General features: G+C 73.8%; 15 protein-coding genes. 11 read left to right on the top strand and 4 right to left on the bottom strand.

Features of this window, described 5'->3' with window-relative positions; all coding sequences use genetic code 11:
* Nucleotides 1-62: 62 nt before the first annotated feature.
* Nucleotides 63-1,820, bottom strand: coding sequence for a glycoside hydrolase family 3 protein (locus OG386_RS16260; RefSeq protein WP_328788760.1), 1,758 nt, complete (start codon nucleotides 1,818-1,820; stop codon nucleotides 63-65).
* 142 nt (nucleotides 1,821-1,962) lie between these two features.
* Between OG386_RS16260 and OG386_RS16255 the strand changes: the two genes are divergently transcribed.
* Nucleotides 1,963-2,652 (top strand): TetR/AcrR family transcriptional regulator, encoded by a 690-nt coding sequence (locus OG386_RS16255; RefSeq protein WP_328788759.1) that lies wholly within the window; start codon nucleotides 1,963-1,965, stop codon nucleotides 2,650-2,652.
* A 42-nt stretch (nucleotides 2,653-2,694) separates the two neighbouring features.
* Here OG386_RS16255 and OG386_RS16250 read toward each other — a convergent pair whose 3' ends face one another.
* Complete coding sequence (locus tag OG386_RS16250; protein ID WP_328788758.1) at nucleotides 2,695-3,270, bottom strand: hypothetical protein; 576 nt, start codon at nucleotides 3,268-3,270, stop codon at nucleotides 2,695-2,697.
* Nucleotides 3,271-3,348: 78 nt separating this feature from the next.
* On the opposite strand from OG386_RS16250, the gene OG386_RS16245 reads away from it, so the two are divergent.
* The 5 genes from OG386_RS16245 (at nucleotide 3,349) to OG386_RS16225 (ending at nucleotide 9,671) form a co-directional block, all read left to right on the top strand.
* Complete coding sequence (locus tag OG386_RS16245) at nucleotides 3,349-4,725, top strand: glycosyltransferase family 39 protein (protein ID WP_328788757.1); 1,377 nt, start codon at nucleotides 3,349-3,351, stop codon at nucleotides 4,723-4,725.
* A gap of 72 nt (nucleotides 4,726-4,797) precedes the next feature.
* A complete protein-coding gene (locus OG386_RS16240; protein ID WP_328788756.1) occupies nucleotides 4,798-5,745 on the top strand; it encodes a sulfurtransferase in 948 nt (315 codons plus the stop codon).
* Nucleotides 5,746-5,832: 87 nt separating this feature from the next.
* The gene (locus OG386_RS16235; RefSeq protein WP_328788755.1) at nucleotides 5,833-6,600 is read left to right on the top strand and encodes a DUF4097 family beta strand repeat-containing protein; all 768 of its coding nucleotides are present in this window, start codon (nucleotides 5,833-5,835) and stop codon (nucleotides 6,598-6,600) included.
* Between the two features lie 108 nt (nucleotides 6,601-6,708).
* Entirely contained in the window at nucleotides 6,709-9,114 is a 2,406-nt protein-coding gene (gene lon, locus OG386_RS16230) for an endopeptidase La (RefSeq protein ID WP_328788754.1), read from the top strand.
* A gap of 116 nt (nucleotides 9,115-9,230) precedes the next feature.
* Entirely contained in the window at nucleotides 9,231-9,671 is a 441-nt protein-coding gene (locus OG386_RS16225; protein WP_030013696.1) for a MarR family winged helix-turn-helix transcriptional regulator, read from the top strand.
* Between the two features lie 96 nt (nucleotides 9,672-9,767).
* On the opposite strand, the gene OG386_RS16220 is transcribed toward OG386_RS16225, so the two are convergent.
* Complete coding sequence (locus OG386_RS16220) at nucleotides 9,768-10,544, bottom strand: protein phosphatase 2C domain-containing protein (RefSeq protein ID WP_328788753.1); 777 nt, start codon at nucleotides 10,542-10,544, stop codon at nucleotides 9,768-9,770.
* Between the two features lie 397 nt (nucleotides 10,545-10,941).
* Here OG386_RS16220 and OG386_RS16215 point away from each other — a divergent pair, with 397 nt between their 5' ends.
* The 5 genes from OG386_RS16215 to OG386_RS16195 are packed head-to-tail and all read left to right on the top strand — an operon-like array spanning nucleotide 10,942 to nucleotide 16,756.
* Entirely contained in the window at nucleotides 10,942-13,959 is a 3,018-nt protein-coding gene (locus OG386_RS16215; RefSeq protein ID WP_328788752.1) for a sensor histidine kinase, read from the top strand.
* Entirely contained in the window at nucleotides 13,956-14,441 is a 486-nt protein-coding gene (locus OG386_RS16210) for a roadblock/LC7 domain-containing protein (RefSeq protein ID WP_327383289.1), read from the top strand. Before OG386_RS16215 ends, OG386_RS16210 begins: the two co-directional genes overlap by 4 nt.
* The gene (locus OG386_RS16205) at nucleotides 14,438-14,827 is read left to right on the top strand and encodes a DUF742 domain-containing protein (RefSeq protein ID WP_328788751.1); all 390 of its coding nucleotides are present in this window, start codon (nucleotides 14,438-14,440) and stop codon (nucleotides 14,825-14,827) included. The genes OG386_RS16210 and OG386_RS16205 overlap by 4 nt, the downstream gene beginning before the upstream one ends.
* Nucleotides 14,808-15,440, top strand: coding sequence for a GTP-binding protein (locus tag OG386_RS16200; RefSeq protein ID WP_384827957.1), 633 nt, complete (start codon nucleotides 14,808-14,810; stop codon nucleotides 15,438-15,440). The genes OG386_RS16205 and OG386_RS16200 overlap by 20 nt, the downstream gene beginning before the upstream one ends.
* Nucleotides 15,441-15,466: 26 nt before the next feature.
* Nucleotides 15,467-16,756, top strand: coding sequence for a styrene monooxygenase/indole monooxygenase family protein (locus OG386_RS16195; protein ID WP_328788750.1), 1,290 nt, complete (start codon nucleotides 15,467-15,469; stop codon nucleotides 16,754-16,756).
* On the opposite strand, the gene OG386_RS16190 is transcribed toward OG386_RS16195, so the two are convergent.
* Nucleotides 16,678-17,901, bottom strand: coding sequence for an NlpC/P60 family protein (locus OG386_RS16190; protein WP_443053172.1), 1,224 nt, complete (start codon nucleotides 17,899-17,901; stop codon nucleotides 16,678-16,680). The genes OG386_RS16195 and OG386_RS16190 overlap by 79 nt on opposite strands.
* Nucleotides 17,902-18,055: the final 154 nt, after the last annotated feature.

Genomic DNA, 18,055 nt, shown 5'->3' with positions numbered 1-18,055 from the left:
GGCGGGTGTGCGCAGGACGCTCGGAGGATGCTCGCAAGGTGGCCGGGGGCCGGCCGGGGTCCCTAGAGGGTCAGCCCGTGGCCGTGCGGGAAGACCGGGTCGAGAGTGTCGTTCGGCACATCGGGACGGGAGGCCTCGACGGCCTTCATCGAGCGCGGGAGCTCGAAGGGCAGGCGGCCCTCGGGGGTGGCCCGGCCGAAGGCCACGTCCAGCAGGGCCGCGTCGCAGGCCCCGTAGTCGGCGATCAGGGCCGCCGCGCGCTCGGCGATCTCCGGGATGACGGCGGCCCGCTCCAGGTTGATGCAGACCAGGGTCGGGACCTGGTCAAGGAGGGCCAGGATCTGGGTCAGCTCGAGCTCGGGGAAGGCCAGCGAACCCGAGTGGAAGTAGGACTCGAAGACGTTCTCGCGGGGCTCGTACGGGGTCCGCAGCCGCAGCACGGCGAGATCCGCCCCGGCCGGGTCGTCGACGACCTCGCCGTATCCGGCGGCGACGGCCGCGTCCACGTTCCGCACGTACAGCTTCGGCCCGGTGGCGAGCGGGAGCAGGCCGTCCCGGTTGGTCAGGACGGTGAGGGAGCGGCGCTGGGCCGCGGCCCCCAGGGCCGTGAAGTCGGACCGGCCGACGATCTCGGCCGCCGCGTCCGGATCCACGTACGGGTCCTCGAACAGGCCGAGCGTGAACTTCTCCCGCAGCAGGCGGCGCACCGAGTCGTCGATCCGGGACTCCGCGATGCGGCCCGAGCGGACCAGCTCCACGATCACCTCGGGGCACTGCTCGCCGCCGAACTGGTCGCAGCCGGCCTCCAGGCCGCGCGCCGCCCGCTCGGCCACGCTCAGGTGCTCCAGGCCCCAGGCGCGCGCCGGGTGCACCTGCCCGAAGATCGTCGCGTCGTTGAGCAGCCCCCAGTCGGCGCAGACGATGCCCTCGAAGCCGAGCTCCTCGCGGAGCAGACCGGTGACCACGCCCTTGTTGAAGCCGAAGCCGACCTCCTCCCAGTCCGTGCCGATCGGCTGGCCGTAGTACGGCATCATCTGCGCGCACCCGGCGGCGATCGCCGCCCGGAACGGCTCCAGGTGGTGCTCGCGCATGCCGCCCGGATAGACCTGCTCCTTGCCGTGCGCGAAGTGCGGGTCCTCGCCGTCCTTCTGGGGGCCGCCGCCGGGGAAGTGCTTGACCATCGCGGACACCGACCCGGGCCCGAGGGCCGGGCCCTGCAGGCCGCGTACGTACGCCGCCACGAGCTCGCCCGTCAGTCGGGCGTCGGAGCCGAACGTGCCGGACTGGCGGGCCCAGCGGGGCTCGCTGGCCAGGTCGATCTGCGGGTGCAGGGCGACGCGGAAGCCGACGGCGAGGTACTCGCGGCGGACGGTGTCGGCGAACCGGTGGACGAGCTCGGGGTCGCCGATGGCGGCCAGGCCCAGGGCCTCCGGCCAGGCCGAGAAGGCGCCGGAGTTGAAGGACGCGCCGATGTTGTCGGTGAAGGTGTGGCGCGGGTCGGTGGAGAGGGTGACCGGGATGCCGAGGCGGGTGGCCGCGGCCATCTCCTGGACGGCGTTCTGCCACCGGGCCATCTCGCGGGGCCCGTAGGTGCCGAGCAGGTTGAAGTGGGTGAGGAAGCGGTCCTCGACCAGCTCGGGCGTGGTGAAGGGGAGCATCGAGCCGTCGGTCTCGGTGACCGGGGTGCCGTCCGCGTTCATCATCAGCATCGAGTGGAAGAGCTGACCGGCCTTCTCCTCCAGGGTCATCCGGGAGAGCAGGTCCTCCACGCGGCGGCCCACGGGCAGCGCAGCGTCTTGGTAATCGGGCGTCGCGTTCATGGCGGGGCTCCTGGAGCACGTGACCGGGCGGATCGGCACGGCCACGGTAGAGCCGAAAACCGCGCACCTGCTAGGTTTTGGAAAAGTGAGCTGGGTCACAGGGGTCGGACGGCCGGAAACGGCCGCGGCTTAGGCTGTCCGCATGGCACAGGACACGGGGCGGACGGGGCGCGCGGAGCGGACGGCCCCGAAGGGGCCGAAGGCCTCGAAGGGCTCGGCCCGGGGGACCTACGCGGTGGGCGACGCCCGGCGGCAGAAGATCCTCGACACCGCCGTCGAGCACTTCGCGCAGTGGGGCTTCAACGCCTCCTCGCTGGCCCGGATCGCCGCCGACTGCGGGATCACCCAGGGCGGACTGCTGCACCACTTCCGCGGCAAGGAGGACCTGCTGCTCTCGGTCCTGGCCCAGAGCGAGCAGCACGACGTCGAGCGGCTGTTCAGCGCGCCCGCCGAGTCGGTCGCCGCCCACTTCGCCACCGTCGTGGAGCTCGCCGCCGACAACGAGCGGCGGCCCGGCATCGTCCGGATGTTCAACACCCTGGTCGGCGAATCCGGCAACCCGGAGCACCCGGCACACGCGTACTTCACCCAGCGCTACGCCCGGGTGCTCGGCTACACCGTCGAACTGCTGGAGGCGGGCGTCGCACGCGGCGAACTGCGCCCGGACACCGACTGCGAGGCCGTCGGCCGCGAGACCCTCGCGGTCATGGACGGCCTGCAGATCCAGTGGGTGCTGGCGCCCGGGAGCGTGGACATGCCGGCCCGGCTGCGCGGATTCCTGGACCGGCTGCTGCGGGACATCTCGGCCGCGCCCCGGGTCGACCCGGCGTAGGTCGACGTCCCGTCGGGGCCGACGGGACGTCGACGACAGGACCTAGGAGGCGTCCGTGCCGCCGGTGAACGGGGGCAGCGCGTCCAGCACCTTCGTCAGGGCATCCGGCAGGGACCCCTGGTCGCTCGCCACCTCGTGGCCGTCGTGGACGAAGGCGTAGTAGTACCCGTCGTAGATCGTGGGGCCGCCGGTCGCGATCCGGGGCAGCCGGGCGAAGTCGGCCTCCCGGAGGGCGGTGCGCAGGCGCGCGAGCTCCGCCCCGGACAGCTTGCCGGTGCCCGTCGGCTTCGCCCCGGCGTCCAGCCGGGTGAAGGAGCCGTCGCCCTTGATGACGAGGGTGTGGGTCTGCCCGGCGAAGCCGCCGGTCCGGGTGACCCGGACCAGGGTCTCGCCGGGGGCGGGGACCTGGCCGGCCGTGGGGCTCGTGGTCGGGTCGGCCGGCGCGCCCGTGGTTGCGCCCGGGGTCGCGCCCGGGCTCGTACGCGCGCCCGCGCTCGGGTCCACGGACGCGCCCGCGCTCGTGCCCGGCTCCGTGGAGGGCTTCGGGGCCCGGTCGTCGCCGCCCGCGGTGCCCGAGGGCCCGCAGCCCGCCAGGACCACCGCGCTCAGCACTGCCACCGCACCTGCTCTCAACGCGTGCACACCCACCTCCGCAGGGACTCGGGTCCACCCCCGAGTATGGAGTCCGCACACCCGTTGCGACACCCGTCCCGACCGCACGCGGAGGCCGACATCAGCCGGATCGCCCCCTGGCGCCTGCTCCCGCCGCTGCTGGCCGTGCTCCTCGGCCTGTGGGGCCTGGAGCGGGGCGGCAGCATGTGGCGCGACGAGTCCGTGACCTGGCAGGTGGCCCACCGGCCGCTCGGCGGGATCGTGGAGCTGCTGGGCCGGGTCGACGCCGTCCACGGCCTGCACTACGCACTCGTGCACGGGGTGTTCCAGGTGTGGGAGGGCGGCCTGTGGGCGCTGCGGCTGCCCTCCGTCGCCGCCACCGCCCTCGCGGCCGCCGGGGCGGCCGCCGTCGCCCACCGGCTCGCGGGGGAGCGGGCCGCGCTGCTCGCGGGCTGCGCGTACGCCGTACTGCCCCCCGTACAGATGTACGCCCAGGAGGGGCGCTCGTACGCCCTGGTCGCGGCCGCCGTGGTGTGGGCGACGTACCTGATGCTGCGCGAGCGGTGGCCGGCGTACACGGTGGTGCTGCTGATCGGCTGCTGGCTGCACGAGTTCGCCGCGCTCGCCCTGCTCGCCCACGCCTTCACCGCGTGGCGCTCGCGCGGCTGGCGCCGGAGCGCCGCAGTCCTGGTGGTCCTGCTGCTGCCGCTGGCCGTGGTGAGCGCCCGGCAGGCCGAACAGCAGCTCGGCTGGCTCGGGCGGCCGAGCTGGCAGGACTGGGTGGCGTACGGGGTGGTGGGCGCCGCGGCCCTGCTGCTCGCCCGGGGCGCTCCGCCCGACCTCGTACGGGTGGCGCTTCCGCTCGTCCTGTTGCCGCCCGGGGTGCTGATGGTGATCTCCCTGTTCAACCCCTGGTACGTCGACCGGTACGTGATCTACGCGCTGGCCGGGCTCGCCCTGCTGGCCGGGGTCCGGCTCGCGCGGGCCCGTGGGTGGTGGCCGTGGGTGCTGGCGGGCGCGCTCCTGGTGCCGTTCGGCATCTGGTCGGTGTGGCTGCGCACGCCGGAGAGCCGCAAGGACGACGTGCTCGCGGTGGCCGCCGCGGTCCGGGAGCGGGCCCGGCCGGGGGACGCGGTGCTGTTCACGCCCTCGCGCAGGCGCGAATGGCTGCTGTCCTCGCCCGAGCTCTACGGAGAACTGCGCGACGTGGCCCTGGACCGCACCCCGGCGGCCTCGCACAGCCTCCAGGGCACCGAGCTGCCCCCGGACCGGATCCGTGCGGCGCTGCTGGCCTCGCCCCGGGTGATCGTGCTGCTGGACCCGGCCGGTCAGCCGCTGGACCCGTACCCGCGGGAGGCGGTCAAGCGGCAGGAGCTGGCCGCCCGCTTCGACCTGTGCTCGATGACCGGGGTGCGCGGCGCCCGGGTGGCGGTCTACGCCCGGCCGGGCGGCTGCGGCTGACCCCGGACGGGGAGCCGGTGCGGGCCGCGGCGGAGGATGGGGCGACCCGTGTCGTACAGCCGGAGGTGCCGCATGACCCAGCCCCAGGACGCCGCGTCCGAAGCACGGCCCGCAATACGGCCCGAAGAAGGGCCCGAAGAAGAGTCCGAGGCGCGGCCCGAAGTGCCCATCGGGCCCCTTCCCGGACCGCTCGTCGGGGTCGACTGGCTCGCCGGGCGGCTGGGTGCGCCCGGCCTGGTCCTCTTCGACGCCTCGGTCGGCGCCCACCGCGCCGCGCCCCACCGGATCCCGGGCGCCCGCCCCTTCGACCTCGACGGGCCCCTGTCCGACCACACCGCCCCCGCCCCGCACACCATGCCCGGGGCCCCGGAGTTCACCGAGGCGATGCGCGCCCTCGGCGTCGAGGACTCCGACACCGTCGTCGTCTACGACGGCGCCGGCGTCTACTCCAGCGCCCGCGCCTGGTGGATGCTGCGCGCCATGGGCTTCGACCGGGCCGCCGTCCTCGACGGGGGACTGCCCGCCTGGACCGCCGCCGGCCTGCCGACCTCGGCCACCGGCCCGGCGTACCAGGGCCCGCGCGGCTCCTTCACCGCCCGGCCCCGGGCCGGGCTCCTGGTCGACGGCGCCACCGTCGCGCGGGCCCTGTCCGACCCGGCCGCGGTCGTCCTCGACGCCCGCACGCGGGAACGCTTCGCCGGCACCGCCCCCGAACCCCGCCCGGGCCTGCGCGCCGGCCACATGCCGGGCGCGGTCAACCTGCCGTTCGCCGAACTCCAGGACCCGAGCGGGCTGATGCGACCGGTCGGGGAACTGCGCGCGGTCTTCCGGGCGCTGACGGGGGATCGGGACCGGCTCCACCTCAGTTGCGGCTCCGGGGTGACCGCCTGCGTACTGGCCCTCGGCGCCGACCTCGCCGGGTACGAGGAGATCGCGGTGTACGACGGCTCCTGGAGCGAGTGGGGCATGCCCGGCACGCCCGGTACGCCCTCGGAATTCCCGGTGACCACCGGCCCGTAGCGGACGGGGAACGGGGGTTAGCCCCACCAGTGGTTCGGGTACGTGCCCCATCGGCCCGGGACGCGCTCCCGACCCAGAATCGGGTCCATGACCTCTTACACCACGTCCGCCCGTACGGCCCGCACCGCGATCGCCGCCCTCGGCGCCGGCCTCCTCCTGGCCGGCTGCTCCTTCTCGGGCGGCGCCTTCGCGGACGACGCCTACAAGACGGCGACCGCCGATGCCACGGTCACCGAGGCGGTCAAGGCGGTGAAGGTGACGGGGGCCCGGTCCGGCTCGATCGACGTCACCCCCGGGACCGGCCCCGGAGTCACGGTCCACCGCACCGTCCACTACCGGGGGGACACCGTTCCGCCGACCGGCCAGAAGGTCACCGGAGGCGTCCTGACGTTCAGCAACGGCTGCTCCGGGAACTGCTACATCGACTACCGGCTGGAGGTACCGGCCACGGCCACGGTCGAGCTGGAGAGCTCCAGCGGCGCCATCGCGGTGACGGGGGTCGCGGGGGCCGAGGTGGAGGCCGACTCCGGGACGGTCACGGCCGACCGGATCGGCGGCCCCCTGAAGGTCCGAACCTCCTCGGGCGAGATCACCGCCACCGGCCTGACCGGCCCGAGCGCCGAGATCCGCTCGTCCTCGGGCAACGCCCGCCTGGACTTCACGAAGGCCCCGTCGTCGGTGCTCGTCGAGACCACCTCGGGCGAAGTCACCCTGAAGGTCCCGCAGGCCCCGTACCGGATCAAGGTCTCCACCGACTCCGGCGACCGCGACGTCACCCTCCCTGACGACGCCTCCGCCTCCTCCCGCATCTCGGTGGAGACCTCCTCGGGCGACATCCACATCTCCGCGGTCTGAGGATCGGGGACAGATGCGTTCGCCCCGGGCGAACGGGACTTGGGGAACATCGGGAGGCGCACATGCATTGAGTCGGCAGAGCTCAACTTCACTGCCGGAGGGAAGATCATGGCTTCGACGTCCGTCACACTCACCCTGCCCGTGCTGCCGCTCGACGACGAGGTCGTGCTGCCCGGAATGGTCGTACCGCTGGACCTGTCCGACGCCGAGGTGCGCGCTGCCGTGGAGGCGGCGCAGGCCGCCGCCGGGAAGAGCGGCAGCGGGAAACCCCGGGTCCTGCTCGTGCCGCGCATCGACGGGACGTACGCGGGGACCGGTGTGCTCGGCACCGTCGAGCAGGTCGGCCGGCTCTCCGGCGGGGACCCCGGCGCGCTCATCCGCGGCCTCGGCCGGGTCCGCATCGGGGCCGGGACCACCGGCCCCGGGGCCGCGCTCTGGGTCGAGGGCGAGACCGTCGACGAAACGGTGCCCGATCCGCTGCCCGGGGCGGTCACCGAGCTCGTCAAGGAGTACAAGGCGCTCGCCACCAGCTGGCTCAAGAAGCGCGGCGCCTGGCAGGTCGTGGACCGGGTCCAGCAGATCGAAGGCGTCTCCGCGCTCGCGGACAACTCGGGGTACTCGCCCTTCCTGACGGTCGAGCAGAAGGTCGAACTGCTGGAGACCGCCGACCCGGTCGTCCGCCTCAGGCTCGCCGTCAAGGCGCTCAGCGACCACCTCGCCGAGCAGGACGTGGCCGAATCCATCGCCAAGGACGTCCAGGACGGCGTCGACAAGCAGCAGCGCGAGTTCCTGCTCCGGCGGCAGCTGGAGGCCGTGCGCAAGGAACTGCGCGAGCTGAACGGCGAGAAGGACGGCGAGGAGTCCGACGACTACCGCGCCCGCGTCGAGGCCGCCGACCTCCCCGAGAAGGTCCGGGAGGCCGCGCTCAAGGAGGTCGAGAAGCTGGAGCGGGCCAGCGACCAGAGCCCGGAGGGGTCCTGGATCCGGACCTGGCTGGACACCGTGCTGGAACTGCCCTGGAACGAGCGCACCGAGGATGCGTACGACATCCGGGGGGCCAGGGCCGTGCTCGACGCCGAGCACGCGGGCCTCGGCGACGTGAAGGACCGCATCACCGAGTACCTCGCCGTCCGCAAGCGGCGCGGCGAGCGCGGCATGGGCGTCATCGGGGGCCGGCGAGGGGGCGCCGTGCTCGCGCTCGTGGGCCCGCCCGGTGTCGGAAAGACCTCGCTCGGTGAGAGCGTGGCCCACGCCATGGGCCGCAAGTTCGTCCGCGTCGCCCTCGGCGGCGTCCGCGACGAGGCCGAGATCCGCGGCCACCGCCGGACCTACGTGGGCGCCCTGCCCGGCCGGATCGTCCGGGCGATCAAGGAGGCCGGCTCGATGAACCCGGTGGTCCTCCTCGACGAGATCGACAAGGTGGGCTCCGACTTCCGCGGCGACCCGGCGGCCGCCCTGCTCGAGGTCCTCGACCCGGCACAGAACCACACCTTCCGCGACCACTACCTGGAAGTGGAACTGGACCTCAGCGACGTCGTCTTCCTGGCCACCGCCAACGTCCTGGAGGCCATCCCCGAGGCCCTGGCCGACCGGATGGAGCTCGTCCGACTCGACGGGTACACCGAGGACGAGAAGGTCGTCATCGCCCGCGACCACCTGCTGCCGCGCCAGCTGGAACGGGCCGGGCTCGGCTCCGACGAGGTGGTCCTGGAGGAGGACGCCCTGCGCAAGCTGGCCGGGGAGTACACCCGCGAGGCGGGCGTACGCACCCTGGAGCGGTCCCTCGCCCGCCTGCTGCGCAAGGTCGCCTCGCAGCACGAACTGGGGGAGCGGGAGCTGCCCCTGAGCATCGGCGCCGACGACCTGCGGGCCCTGATCGGGCGCCCGCACCACGTACCGGAGTCCGCCCAGGACCCGGCCGAGCGGCGCACCGCCGTCCCCGGCGTGGCCACCGGCCTCGCAGTGACCGGAGCGGGCGGCGACGTGCTGTTCGTGGAGGCCTCGCTGGCCGACCCGGAGACGGGCGCGGCCGGCCTGACCCTCACCGGCCAGCTCGGCGACGTCATGAAGGAATCGGCGCAGATCGCCCTGAGCTTCCTGCGCTCCCACGGCGCCGAACTGGAGCTCCCGGTCGCCGACCTGAAGGACCGGGGCGTGCACATCCACTTCCCGGCGGGCGCCGTGCCCAAGGACGGACCGAGCGCGGGCATCACCATGACCACCGCCCTCGCCTCGCTGCTCTCCGGGCGGCAGGTGCGCACGGACGTGGCCATGACCGGCGAGGTCTCGCTGACCGGGCGCGTCCTGCCCATCGGCGGGGTGAAGCAGAAGCTGCTGGCCGCGCACCGGGCCGGACTGACCACCGTCATCATCCCCAAGCGCAACGAGGCCGACCTGGACGACGTCCCGGCCGAGGTGCTGGAGAAGCTGGAGGTGCACCCGGTGACGGACGTGCGTCAGGTCCTGGAGCTCGCCCTGGCCCGGGCGGAGGCTGCGGTCATCGCAGCGGCCTGACCCGTGAACACGGCCCGGTGTCCCGCTCCGGCGGGGTACCGGGCCGTCGACACACCCGCTGCGAAATACTGGCCCCGCATCCACGTGGGTGCCACACATCATCGAAGGAGCGGGACGTGCACGGGAGCGAAGACCAGGAGTTCCTTGCCCTGGAGCGGGAGCTGTCCGTCTTCCTCCGACGGGCCCGCGCCTCCTCGGGCGAGATGGCCCGCGAGCTCCACCCCGAGCTGGAGCCCGCCGCGTACGGGCTCCTCGTACGCCTGGAGGCGGCCGGCCGGCAGCGGGCCACCGAGCTCGCCGCCTACTTCGGGGTTGGCAAGGCCACCATGAGCCGACAGCTGCGGGCCCTGGAGGTGCTCGGCCTGGTGGCCCGCGAGCCGGACCCCGCCGACGGCCGGGCCTCCCTGGTCGGCCTCACGGAGGAGGGCCGGGAGCGGTTCTTGCGGGTCCGCGGGGCGCGCCGCGAGCAGTACATGCGCAAGCTCGCCGACTGGGACCGCGGCGAGGTGGCGGAACTGGCCCGGCTGCTGAACCAGTTGAACGCGGGCGCGGAGTAGGGCGGCACGGGGACGGCGCGGGGTCGGGGCCGCGCGGGGTCGGCGTCGCGCGGGGTCGGCGTCGCTCGGGGTCGCGCCGTTCGGACCCGGGAGCGCTCAGAGCTCCGCGTAGACCGCCGACGCGTCGTCGTGCCGTTTGGACCGGGCCGCCGACGGGCGGGCCGCGTCGGACTCGAGGGCGCGCACCCGGCCGATCAGGCCCTGCGCGCCCTCCTTCCGCAGCACCGCCAAGCAGTCCGCCCAGTCGCCCTGCCCGAAGGTGTCGGTCCACCGGCTCGCCCCGTCCGTGAGCGCGGCCAGCGCCCGCACCCGCCCGCGCGGGGTGCGCCCCGTCACCGCCCGGGCCGCCACCGCCGGGTCCGCGGCCGCCGTGAAGAAGCCGCCCTCCGCGTTGCGCAGGGCGTCCGTCGCGGCCACCGAATGCAGCACCTCCCGCGGGATCCGGTCCAGTCGGTCGTCGAGCACCGCCGTCACCTCGCCATCGGGCGCCTGTAGGAGCAGGACGGAGTCCGAGAGGACGAGGTGTTCCACGTACTCCGCGTCCCAGCGGACCACGACGACCGTCGCCTGCGGGGTGCGTACGTGAGAAAGGTCACAGGTGTCACGGTGGGCGTCGGCCGTGGCGCGGACGGACTCGGCCAGAACCTGATCGAGCGGCATGTCCCGCCGCGAACCGGACAGTTCGGTCAATCGGCCGCCGAGGCGGGTCGTGAACCAGGGCACTCCGTGCACGCATCCGTCGGCGCCCCGCGGCGGGGTGACCCCGTCCAGGAGCACTACGACGCCGCCGCCCGAAGCGGGGATCGCCGCCGACACCCAGTCCTCATTGGGGCGTTCCTGGTGGCCGGGGGCCGAGGCGAGGTCGATGCGCATGCCCGCATTCTGCCGCGCGGGAGGCGGCGGGCGCGGGTAGGTCCGTACCAAATCGGTCGCGCCGGGGCGGCTCCGCACACCGGCCGCCAGGGGCGGGCCGCGACGGTCGGGACGGCGGGTCGGTCGTGTGGGCGGGCATCCTGCCAAAGCCCGTATCGATCTTTCAACCACCTGTCCACGGAGGCGCTCCGGCACAGGGTGCCCGAGTTGGTCGGCAACTCATCCGTGATGTTCACTCGTTCGGGTGGCCGGTTGGGTGATGTGCGGCTCTCTCCCCAGCACGCTGCAAAGGTCTGAGGCGGTACGAGGGAGCAGGGGGCGTTTACTTGTTGACCGGCCGTTACCTCGGCCACACGAGTAGACGATCAAGAGCACACGTACAGGATTGCGAGCACCGGTGCAGAAGAAGCGGTCTCGGAAGAACGGCACCGCCGCCGACGGCCCGGCCCCCGCAGGACGCCGCGTCCGCGTGCGCCGCAGGCTGGTCATCGGCGTGGCCGTCGCCGGCCTCACCGTCCTCGCGGCAGGCGCGCCCGCCGTCGTCTCCGCCTCGAGGGAACTGAACGACTCCCAGCACCTGGTCACCCTCGCGGAACAGACCCGGCAGACCCTCACCCTCACGCACCTCCTCGGTGACGAGCGTGACGCGGTCGTCGAGTACGCCGCCAAGGGCCGGCCCGGCGCGGCCAAGGGGCCCGTCCAGGAACGCATCGCCGGGACCGACCGGCAGCTCGCCGAGGTCCAGGCCGAGGCCGACGAGGCGACCGCCCGGGCCCTCGCCCGCGTACGGACCGTCCGTGCCGAGGCCGTCGACGGCAAGGGCAGCGCCCTCGCCGTCCACCAGGCCTACGCCGGGGTCATCGCGGAACTCCTCGCCCCGAACGACCGGCTCGCCGAGCTGACCCCGCCGCGCGCCGAGGCCGCCCTCACCACCACCCGTCCGCTGGCCCCGCTGGACCAGGCCGTGGAACAGGCCTCGGCCACCCGCGGACTGCTGCTCGCCGCCCTGGCCGTCCCCCGCGGCGACCAGCCCCCCAACGCGGCCGTGGTCGACGAACTCACCACCGCCGCCCAGCGGACGCGCGTACGCGAGCAGGCCGCCCTCGACGACTTCGCGCGGGCCGCGCGGCCCGACGTACGCCAGACCCTGGCCGCCACCGTCACCGGCCCCGAGGTCAAGACGGCCGACGACTTCCTCAAGCGGCTCACCGACCGGCCCACGCTGACGCCCGCCGACCGCAAGACCGACGGGCCCACCGTCGGCACCGCGCTGACCGCCCGCATCGACCGCATGCGCACCGTGGAGGCCACCCTCGCGAGTGAACGGGCCTCCGCCCTGGCCGCGCTGCGCGACGACGACGTGACCCGGCTCGAACTCGTGATCGCGTTCATGGGCGTGCTGTTCCTGCTCGTCGTCGGCGTCTCGACCGCCGTGGCGCGGTCGCTGACCCGGCCGCTGTCGGTCCTGCGCCGCGGCGCGGAGCGGCTGGCCACGCCGGAGGGCTCGGTGGAACCGGTGCGGTTCACCGGCCGCAACGACGAGTTCGCCGAGGTCGTGCGCCACCTGAACGCGGTGCGCGACCAGACGGTCTCCCTGCACACCCGGATCGCCGGGCTCAACGCCGACCGGCGCCGGATCATCGGCCGCAGCGAGGCGCTGGCCGCCGGCCGGGACGTGCTGGAAGAAGAGCTGACGAAGCTGCGGGCGGGGCTGGAGGAGCACCGGCGCATCATGTCGACGACCTCCGTCTCGCTGTCGCTGCGGACCCTGGGCCTGGTGGAGCGCCAGCTCGCGGTCATCGAGGAACTGGAGTCCAAGGAACAGGACCCCGACCGGCTGGCGACCCTCTTCAAGCTGGACCACCTCGCGACCGTGATGCGCCGCCACAACGAGAACCTGCTGGTCCTAGCCGGGCAGGAACACGGACACGGGCAGGGCCTGCCGGTGCCGCTGGTCGACGTGATGCGGGCCGCCGTCAGCGAGATCGAGCGCTACGAGCGCGTCGACCTCGCCGCGCTGCCCTCGTACACCCAGGTCGCGGGGCACGCCGCCGACGACATCTCGCACGTACTGGCCGAGCTGCTGGAGAACGCGACCACCTTCTCCCCGCCGGACGTCAAGGTGAAGGTGTCCTGCTGGCTGGAGGGCGCCGGCGACGTGGTGCTGTCCGTCGTGGACGAGGGCATCGGCGTCACCGAGGACCGCCTGGAGTCGCTGAACACCCGGCTGTCCACGCCCGAGGCCTACGACGAGGAACCCGAGGCGGAGCACGGGCTCGGCCTGGGTCTGTACGTGGCCGGACGGCTCGCGGCCCGGCACGGGGTCACCGCCGAGCTGCGCACCCCGCGGCACGGCGGGACCGAGGCCCTGGTGGTCATCCCGGTGGCGCTGCTGCCCACCACCCCGGTGGTCTCCCCGGTGCACGCCCTGGCCATGCCGGGCGGGCCCGCGCTGCGGCTGCCGGGAGTGATAGCGGAGGCGAACGAGAACACGCTGCCGGCGCGGCGGCGGGGGACCCATGCCGCTCCGGACCCGGACGCGGACGCGGACCCGTACGCGGATGCGGACGTCGCCACGGAGTCGGCCGCGGAAGCAGGGCACGAGGTCGAGGCCGCGGCTGCTGCCGAGAGCCTCGCCGAGGAGCCGGCCGTCCCGGTCGCCCCTGTCGCCGTCGAGCCTGTCGCCGTCGAGCCTGAGCCGGTTCCGGAACCTGAGCCGGCCCCGGAGCCCGCCGTCGCGGCGGTCCCGATCACCCTGGCCGAAGCCCTGGCGGGCCCCGCCGCCGTCGCCGTCGCCGAGACCCCGGTGCCCGCCGAGGCGGAGCCGGTCCCCGCCGACCAGGTGTTCGTGGCCGAGCCCCCGGCAGAGGACGGGCCCACCCCCGAGGAACAGCTGCTCGCGCGGGTCGTCCCCGACGTCGAGCCGGCCGCCCCCGGTGTGGCGGACCCCGCCGAGGAGATCCCGACCGCGGCGCACACCGCCGCACCCGTGGCCGACGTACGAGAAGACGAACCGGAGACGGAGCCGCACACCCACGCCCCGGCCGAGGGCAACTGGCTCCCCCGTCAGGGCAGCCACCCGGCCGACCGGGCGGAGGGCGAAGGCGCCGTCACCGACAAGGGCCTGCCCAAGCGGACCCCGCGCACCGTCCCCGCCAAGCGTGCGGCCCGTGACGACGGACCGTCCGAGCCGCCGCGCCGGGTCGACGCCGAGGAGTTGCGGCGCCGGCTCGGAGGCTTCTACCAGGGAGCCCAGGACGGACGGCGCGTCGTCGCCGCCGAACTCGCCCAGGACCAGGGGCCCGACCACGCCCCCGACCGGGCGCTCGACCAAGCCCTGGACCAGGGGCCGACGGGGCGGCAGGGCCAGAGCAAGACCGACCGGGGGGACACCGCACAGGAGGCACGCACATGACCGCGCCCAGTACGTACGGACTGAGCACTCAGGCCCGCAACCTGCAGTGGCTGCTGACCGACCTGGTCGAGGAGGTCCCCGGCGTCAACTCCGTCGCCGTCGTCTCCTCGGACGGGCTGCTGCTCCTGTCCTCCGACCCGGGAGCGGGCGCGGCCGAACCGGCCGACCGACCGCGACCCAGGGGCCCGCGCGGCGCGTCCGCCGACCTCGCCACCATCGTCTCCGGCCTCGGCAGCCTCACCACCGGCGCCGCCGCCCTCATGGAGACCGGCTCGGTCAAGCAGACCATGGTGGCGATGGAGCACGGCTCCGTCTTCGTCATGGCCATCAGCGACGGCTCACTGCTGGGCGTGCACGCCACCCCCGACTGCGACATGAGCGTCGTCGCCTACCACATGGCCCTGTTCGTCGGCCGCGCCGGCCACGTCCTGACCCCCGAAGTCCGCAGCGAGCTGCGCCAGTCGATGGAGAACACCCCGTGAGGAGTACGGCCTCCGAGCGGCTGCCCATACGCGGCGCCGACCGCCGCCCCGCCCGCGTCCGCCCGTACTCCCTCACGGGCGGCCGCACCCGCTTCACGCAGGTCCTGCACGTCGAGACGTTCGTCGCCACCCTGGACACGAAGGTCTCCGAGCCGCAGAAGCCCGACCGCACGCCCGAGATGCCGGCCATCGTCGAGGTCTGCCGCCGCATGCGGACGATCGCCGAGATAGCCGCGCTGCTGAAGCTCCCGCTCGGCGTGGTCCGGGTCCTGGTCAGCGACCTCGCCGACCAGGGACGGGTCCGCGTCTACGCAACGGGCCACGGCAGTGGCCGTCCCGAACGCGCGCTGCTGGAAAGGGTGCTCAGTGGTCTTCGCCGTCTCTGACAATCCGGTGTCCCTGCCGCAGTCGGACGACGAGCCGGCCCAGCCCTGGCAGTACGACCGCTCCCGCGCACCCGTCGCCGTCAAGGTGCTGGTCGCGGGCGGGTTCGGCGTAGGGAAGACCACCTTCGTCTCCTCCGTCTCCGAGATCACCCCGCTGCGCACCGAGGCGGTGATGACGCAGGCGAGCGCCCCGACCGACGACCTGTCCGGCACCCCCGACAAGAACACCACCACCGTCGCCATGGACTTCGGTCGCGTCACCCTCGACGACGACCTCGTCCTGTACGTGTACGGGACCCCCGGCCAGCAGCGGTTCTGGTTCATGTGGGACGACCTGGTGCGCGGTGCCATCGGCGGTCTCGTCCTCGCCGACACCCGCCGCCTGCGCGACTGCTTCCCGGCCCTCGACTACTTCGAGACGTGCGGGCTCCCGTACGCCGTCGCCGTCAACCACTTCGACGGCTCGCAGTCGTACGAGCCCGACGACGTGCGCGAGGCGCTCAGCGTCCCGCCCCACGTACCCGTCGTGATCATGGACGCGCGGCGCCGCGACACGGTGGTCGAATCCCTCCTCGCCCTGGTGGGCCACGCCCTCGACACCACCCCCGAATAGAGCACCCCGAACGGAGAGCGTGAGAGATGCGCAAGATACTTGTCGTGGGAGCCGGTCAGTCCGGTCTCCAGCTCGCCCTCGGACTCCAGTCGAAGGGGTACGAGGTCACCCTCATGTCCAACCGGACCGCGGACGAGATCCGCACCGGGCGGGTGATGTCCACGCAGTGCATGTTCGACACGGCCCTGCAGCACGAGCGCGACCTCCAGATCAACTTCTGGGAGCAGCAGGCCCCGAAGATCGAGGGCCTCGGGGTCTCCGTCGCCACCCCCGACGCCGGCCGCGCCATCGACTGGCTCGGCACGCTCAAGGGGTACGCGCAGTCCGTCGACCAGCGCGTGAAGATGGCCGGCTGGCTCGACACCTTCGTGCAGCGGGGCGGGCAGCTCGTCATCCACGGCGCCTCGGTCGCCGACCTCGACTTCTTCTCCCGTACGTACGACCTGGTGCTGGTCGCCGCCGGCAAGGGCGAGCTCGTCTCGATGTTCGGGCGGGACGCGGCGCGTTCCCCGTACGACGCCCCGCAGCGCGCGCTCGCCGTCGCCTACGTGCACGGCCTGGGCCCGCGCCCGGAGCACCCGGAGACCGAAGCGGTCCGCTGCAACCTGGTCCCGGGCGTCGGCGAGCTGTTCGTCATGCCCACCCTGACCACCTCGGGCCGGGCGGACATCCTGTTCTGGGAGGGCATCCCGGGCGGTCCGCTGGACGTCTTCAACGGCGTCAAGGACCCGGCGGAGCACCTGGCGCTCACGCTGGAGCTGATGGAGAAGTTCGTGCCGTGGGAGTACTCCCGGGCGACGAAGGTGGAGCTGACGGACGCGGGCGCCACGCTCGCCGGGCGCTACGCGCCGATCGTCCGCAACCCGATCGGGCGTCTTCCCGGCGGCGGCCTGGTGCTGGGCGTCGCGGACGTGGTCGTCGCGAACGACCCGATCACCGGGCAGGGCTCGAACTCGGCCGCGAAGTGCGCCGCCTCGTACCTGTCGTCGATCCTGATGCACGGGGACGATCCGTTCGACGAGGCCTGGATGAAGGCCACCTTCGACAAGTACTGGTTCACCACGGGCAAGCCGGTGACCCAGTGGACGAACGCGATGCTGGGCGTCCCGCCGGAGCACGTACTGAACCTGATCGGCGCGGCCGGGCAGCTCCAGCCGGTGGCGAATCGATTCGCCAATGGCTTCGACAACCCGGCCGACTTCGATTCGTACTTCTACGACCCCGAGGACACCGCCGACTACCTGGCGGAGGTCGCGGCGTCGTCGGCGTCGGCAGCCGGGGCGTCCGCGGTCGCCGGGGCCTCTTCGGGGGAGTAGCCGGCGTCGTCCCCCGCCCCGTCCGTCGCCGCCTCGGGCAGCACGGGCGGGGTGAACTCCGCGAGCGGTGCGCGGTCCGGGTCCGGCCGGACGGCCCCCAGCAGCGGGTTCGCGGCGATCGGCGACACCTTGACCAGGGCCCCCGGCCGCGGCGCCTGGATCACCTTGCCGTCGCCGACGTACAGGCCCACATGGGTGGCCTTGGGGAAGTAGACCACCAGGTCCCCGGGGCGCAGCCGGTTCAGCGGCACCTTCGGCAGCTGGGCCCACTGCTCCTGACTCGTCCGCGGGATGGTGCGCCCCGCGTGCGCCCAGGCCTGCGAGGTCAGCCCGGAGCAGTCGAAGGCCCCCGGCCCCTCGGCGCCCCAGACGTACGGCTTGCCGATCTGGGCCGCCGCGTAGGTGAGGGCGGCGCCACCGGCCGCCGTGGGGGTGCCCGTACGGGCGGGGAGCCGGCCCGAACCGACCAGGTCCCGCTGTGCGGCGGCGGTGTTCTCGGCCTCCTTTGCGTCGAGCCGGTCGAGCTGGTCCGGGGTCAGGGCGGCGAGCAGCCGCTCGACCTCCTTGAGCTGGGTCGCGACCTCGTCCTTGTGGAGCTTCTGCTGCGCGGCCAGGGCCTGCCGGGTGTCCAGGGCCTCGCGGGCCCGGACGGCGAGCGCGTCGGCCTTCTTCTCGCCCCGGGCGAGCCGGGCCAGTAGGCCCGCCCGCCGGGCGCCCTCGCGGGCGGCGAGCCGGTGCTGGTCCAGGGCGGCCTGCGGGTTCCCGGCGAGCAGCATCCGCGCGTACGGGGACAGCCCCTGGCCGCCCTGGTACTGCTCGCGGGCGAGCCGCCCGGCGAGGGCCCGCTCGGAGTCGAGCGCCGTACGGGCCCGGCCGAGTTCGGCGGCGCGCCGCCGCTCCTCGGCCTGGCCGGCCCGGAGGGCCACGTCGGTGGCGTTGTAGGCCTCGGTGGCCTCCTCCGCCTTCTGGTACAGGCCCTGCAGGCGGGTGAGCAGCACCCCGACGGACTCCCTCTCGGGAACCCCCGGCTCGGCACCGGCCCCAGGAACCGGCCCGGCGACGACGAGCAGTGCGGCGATGCAGGCGGCGTGAAGCGGTCGACGTGACGGTCGACGTGACGGTCGACGTGACGGCCGATGTGACATGGGATCACCTCCGAGGCGGCCGATGCTGCCACGCCCGGTATGACAAATCCCCCAGCGGAGTCGGCCGGTCGCGGGGTCTCACCCGGTTGGGGGCGGGTTGGCGTCAGGGCGGCTTCGGTGGGCGGGAGCCGGTTGGGCGGTATCAGAGTCGCTA

It is taken from the genome of Streptomyces sp. NBC_00273 (genome assembly GCF_036178145.1).
In the GTDB taxonomy this organism is placed as follows: domain Bacteria; phylum Actinomycetota; class Actinomycetes; order Streptomycetales; family Streptomycetaceae; genus Streptomyces.
This window is presented reverse-complemented; position numbering and strand designations above follow the sequence as displayed.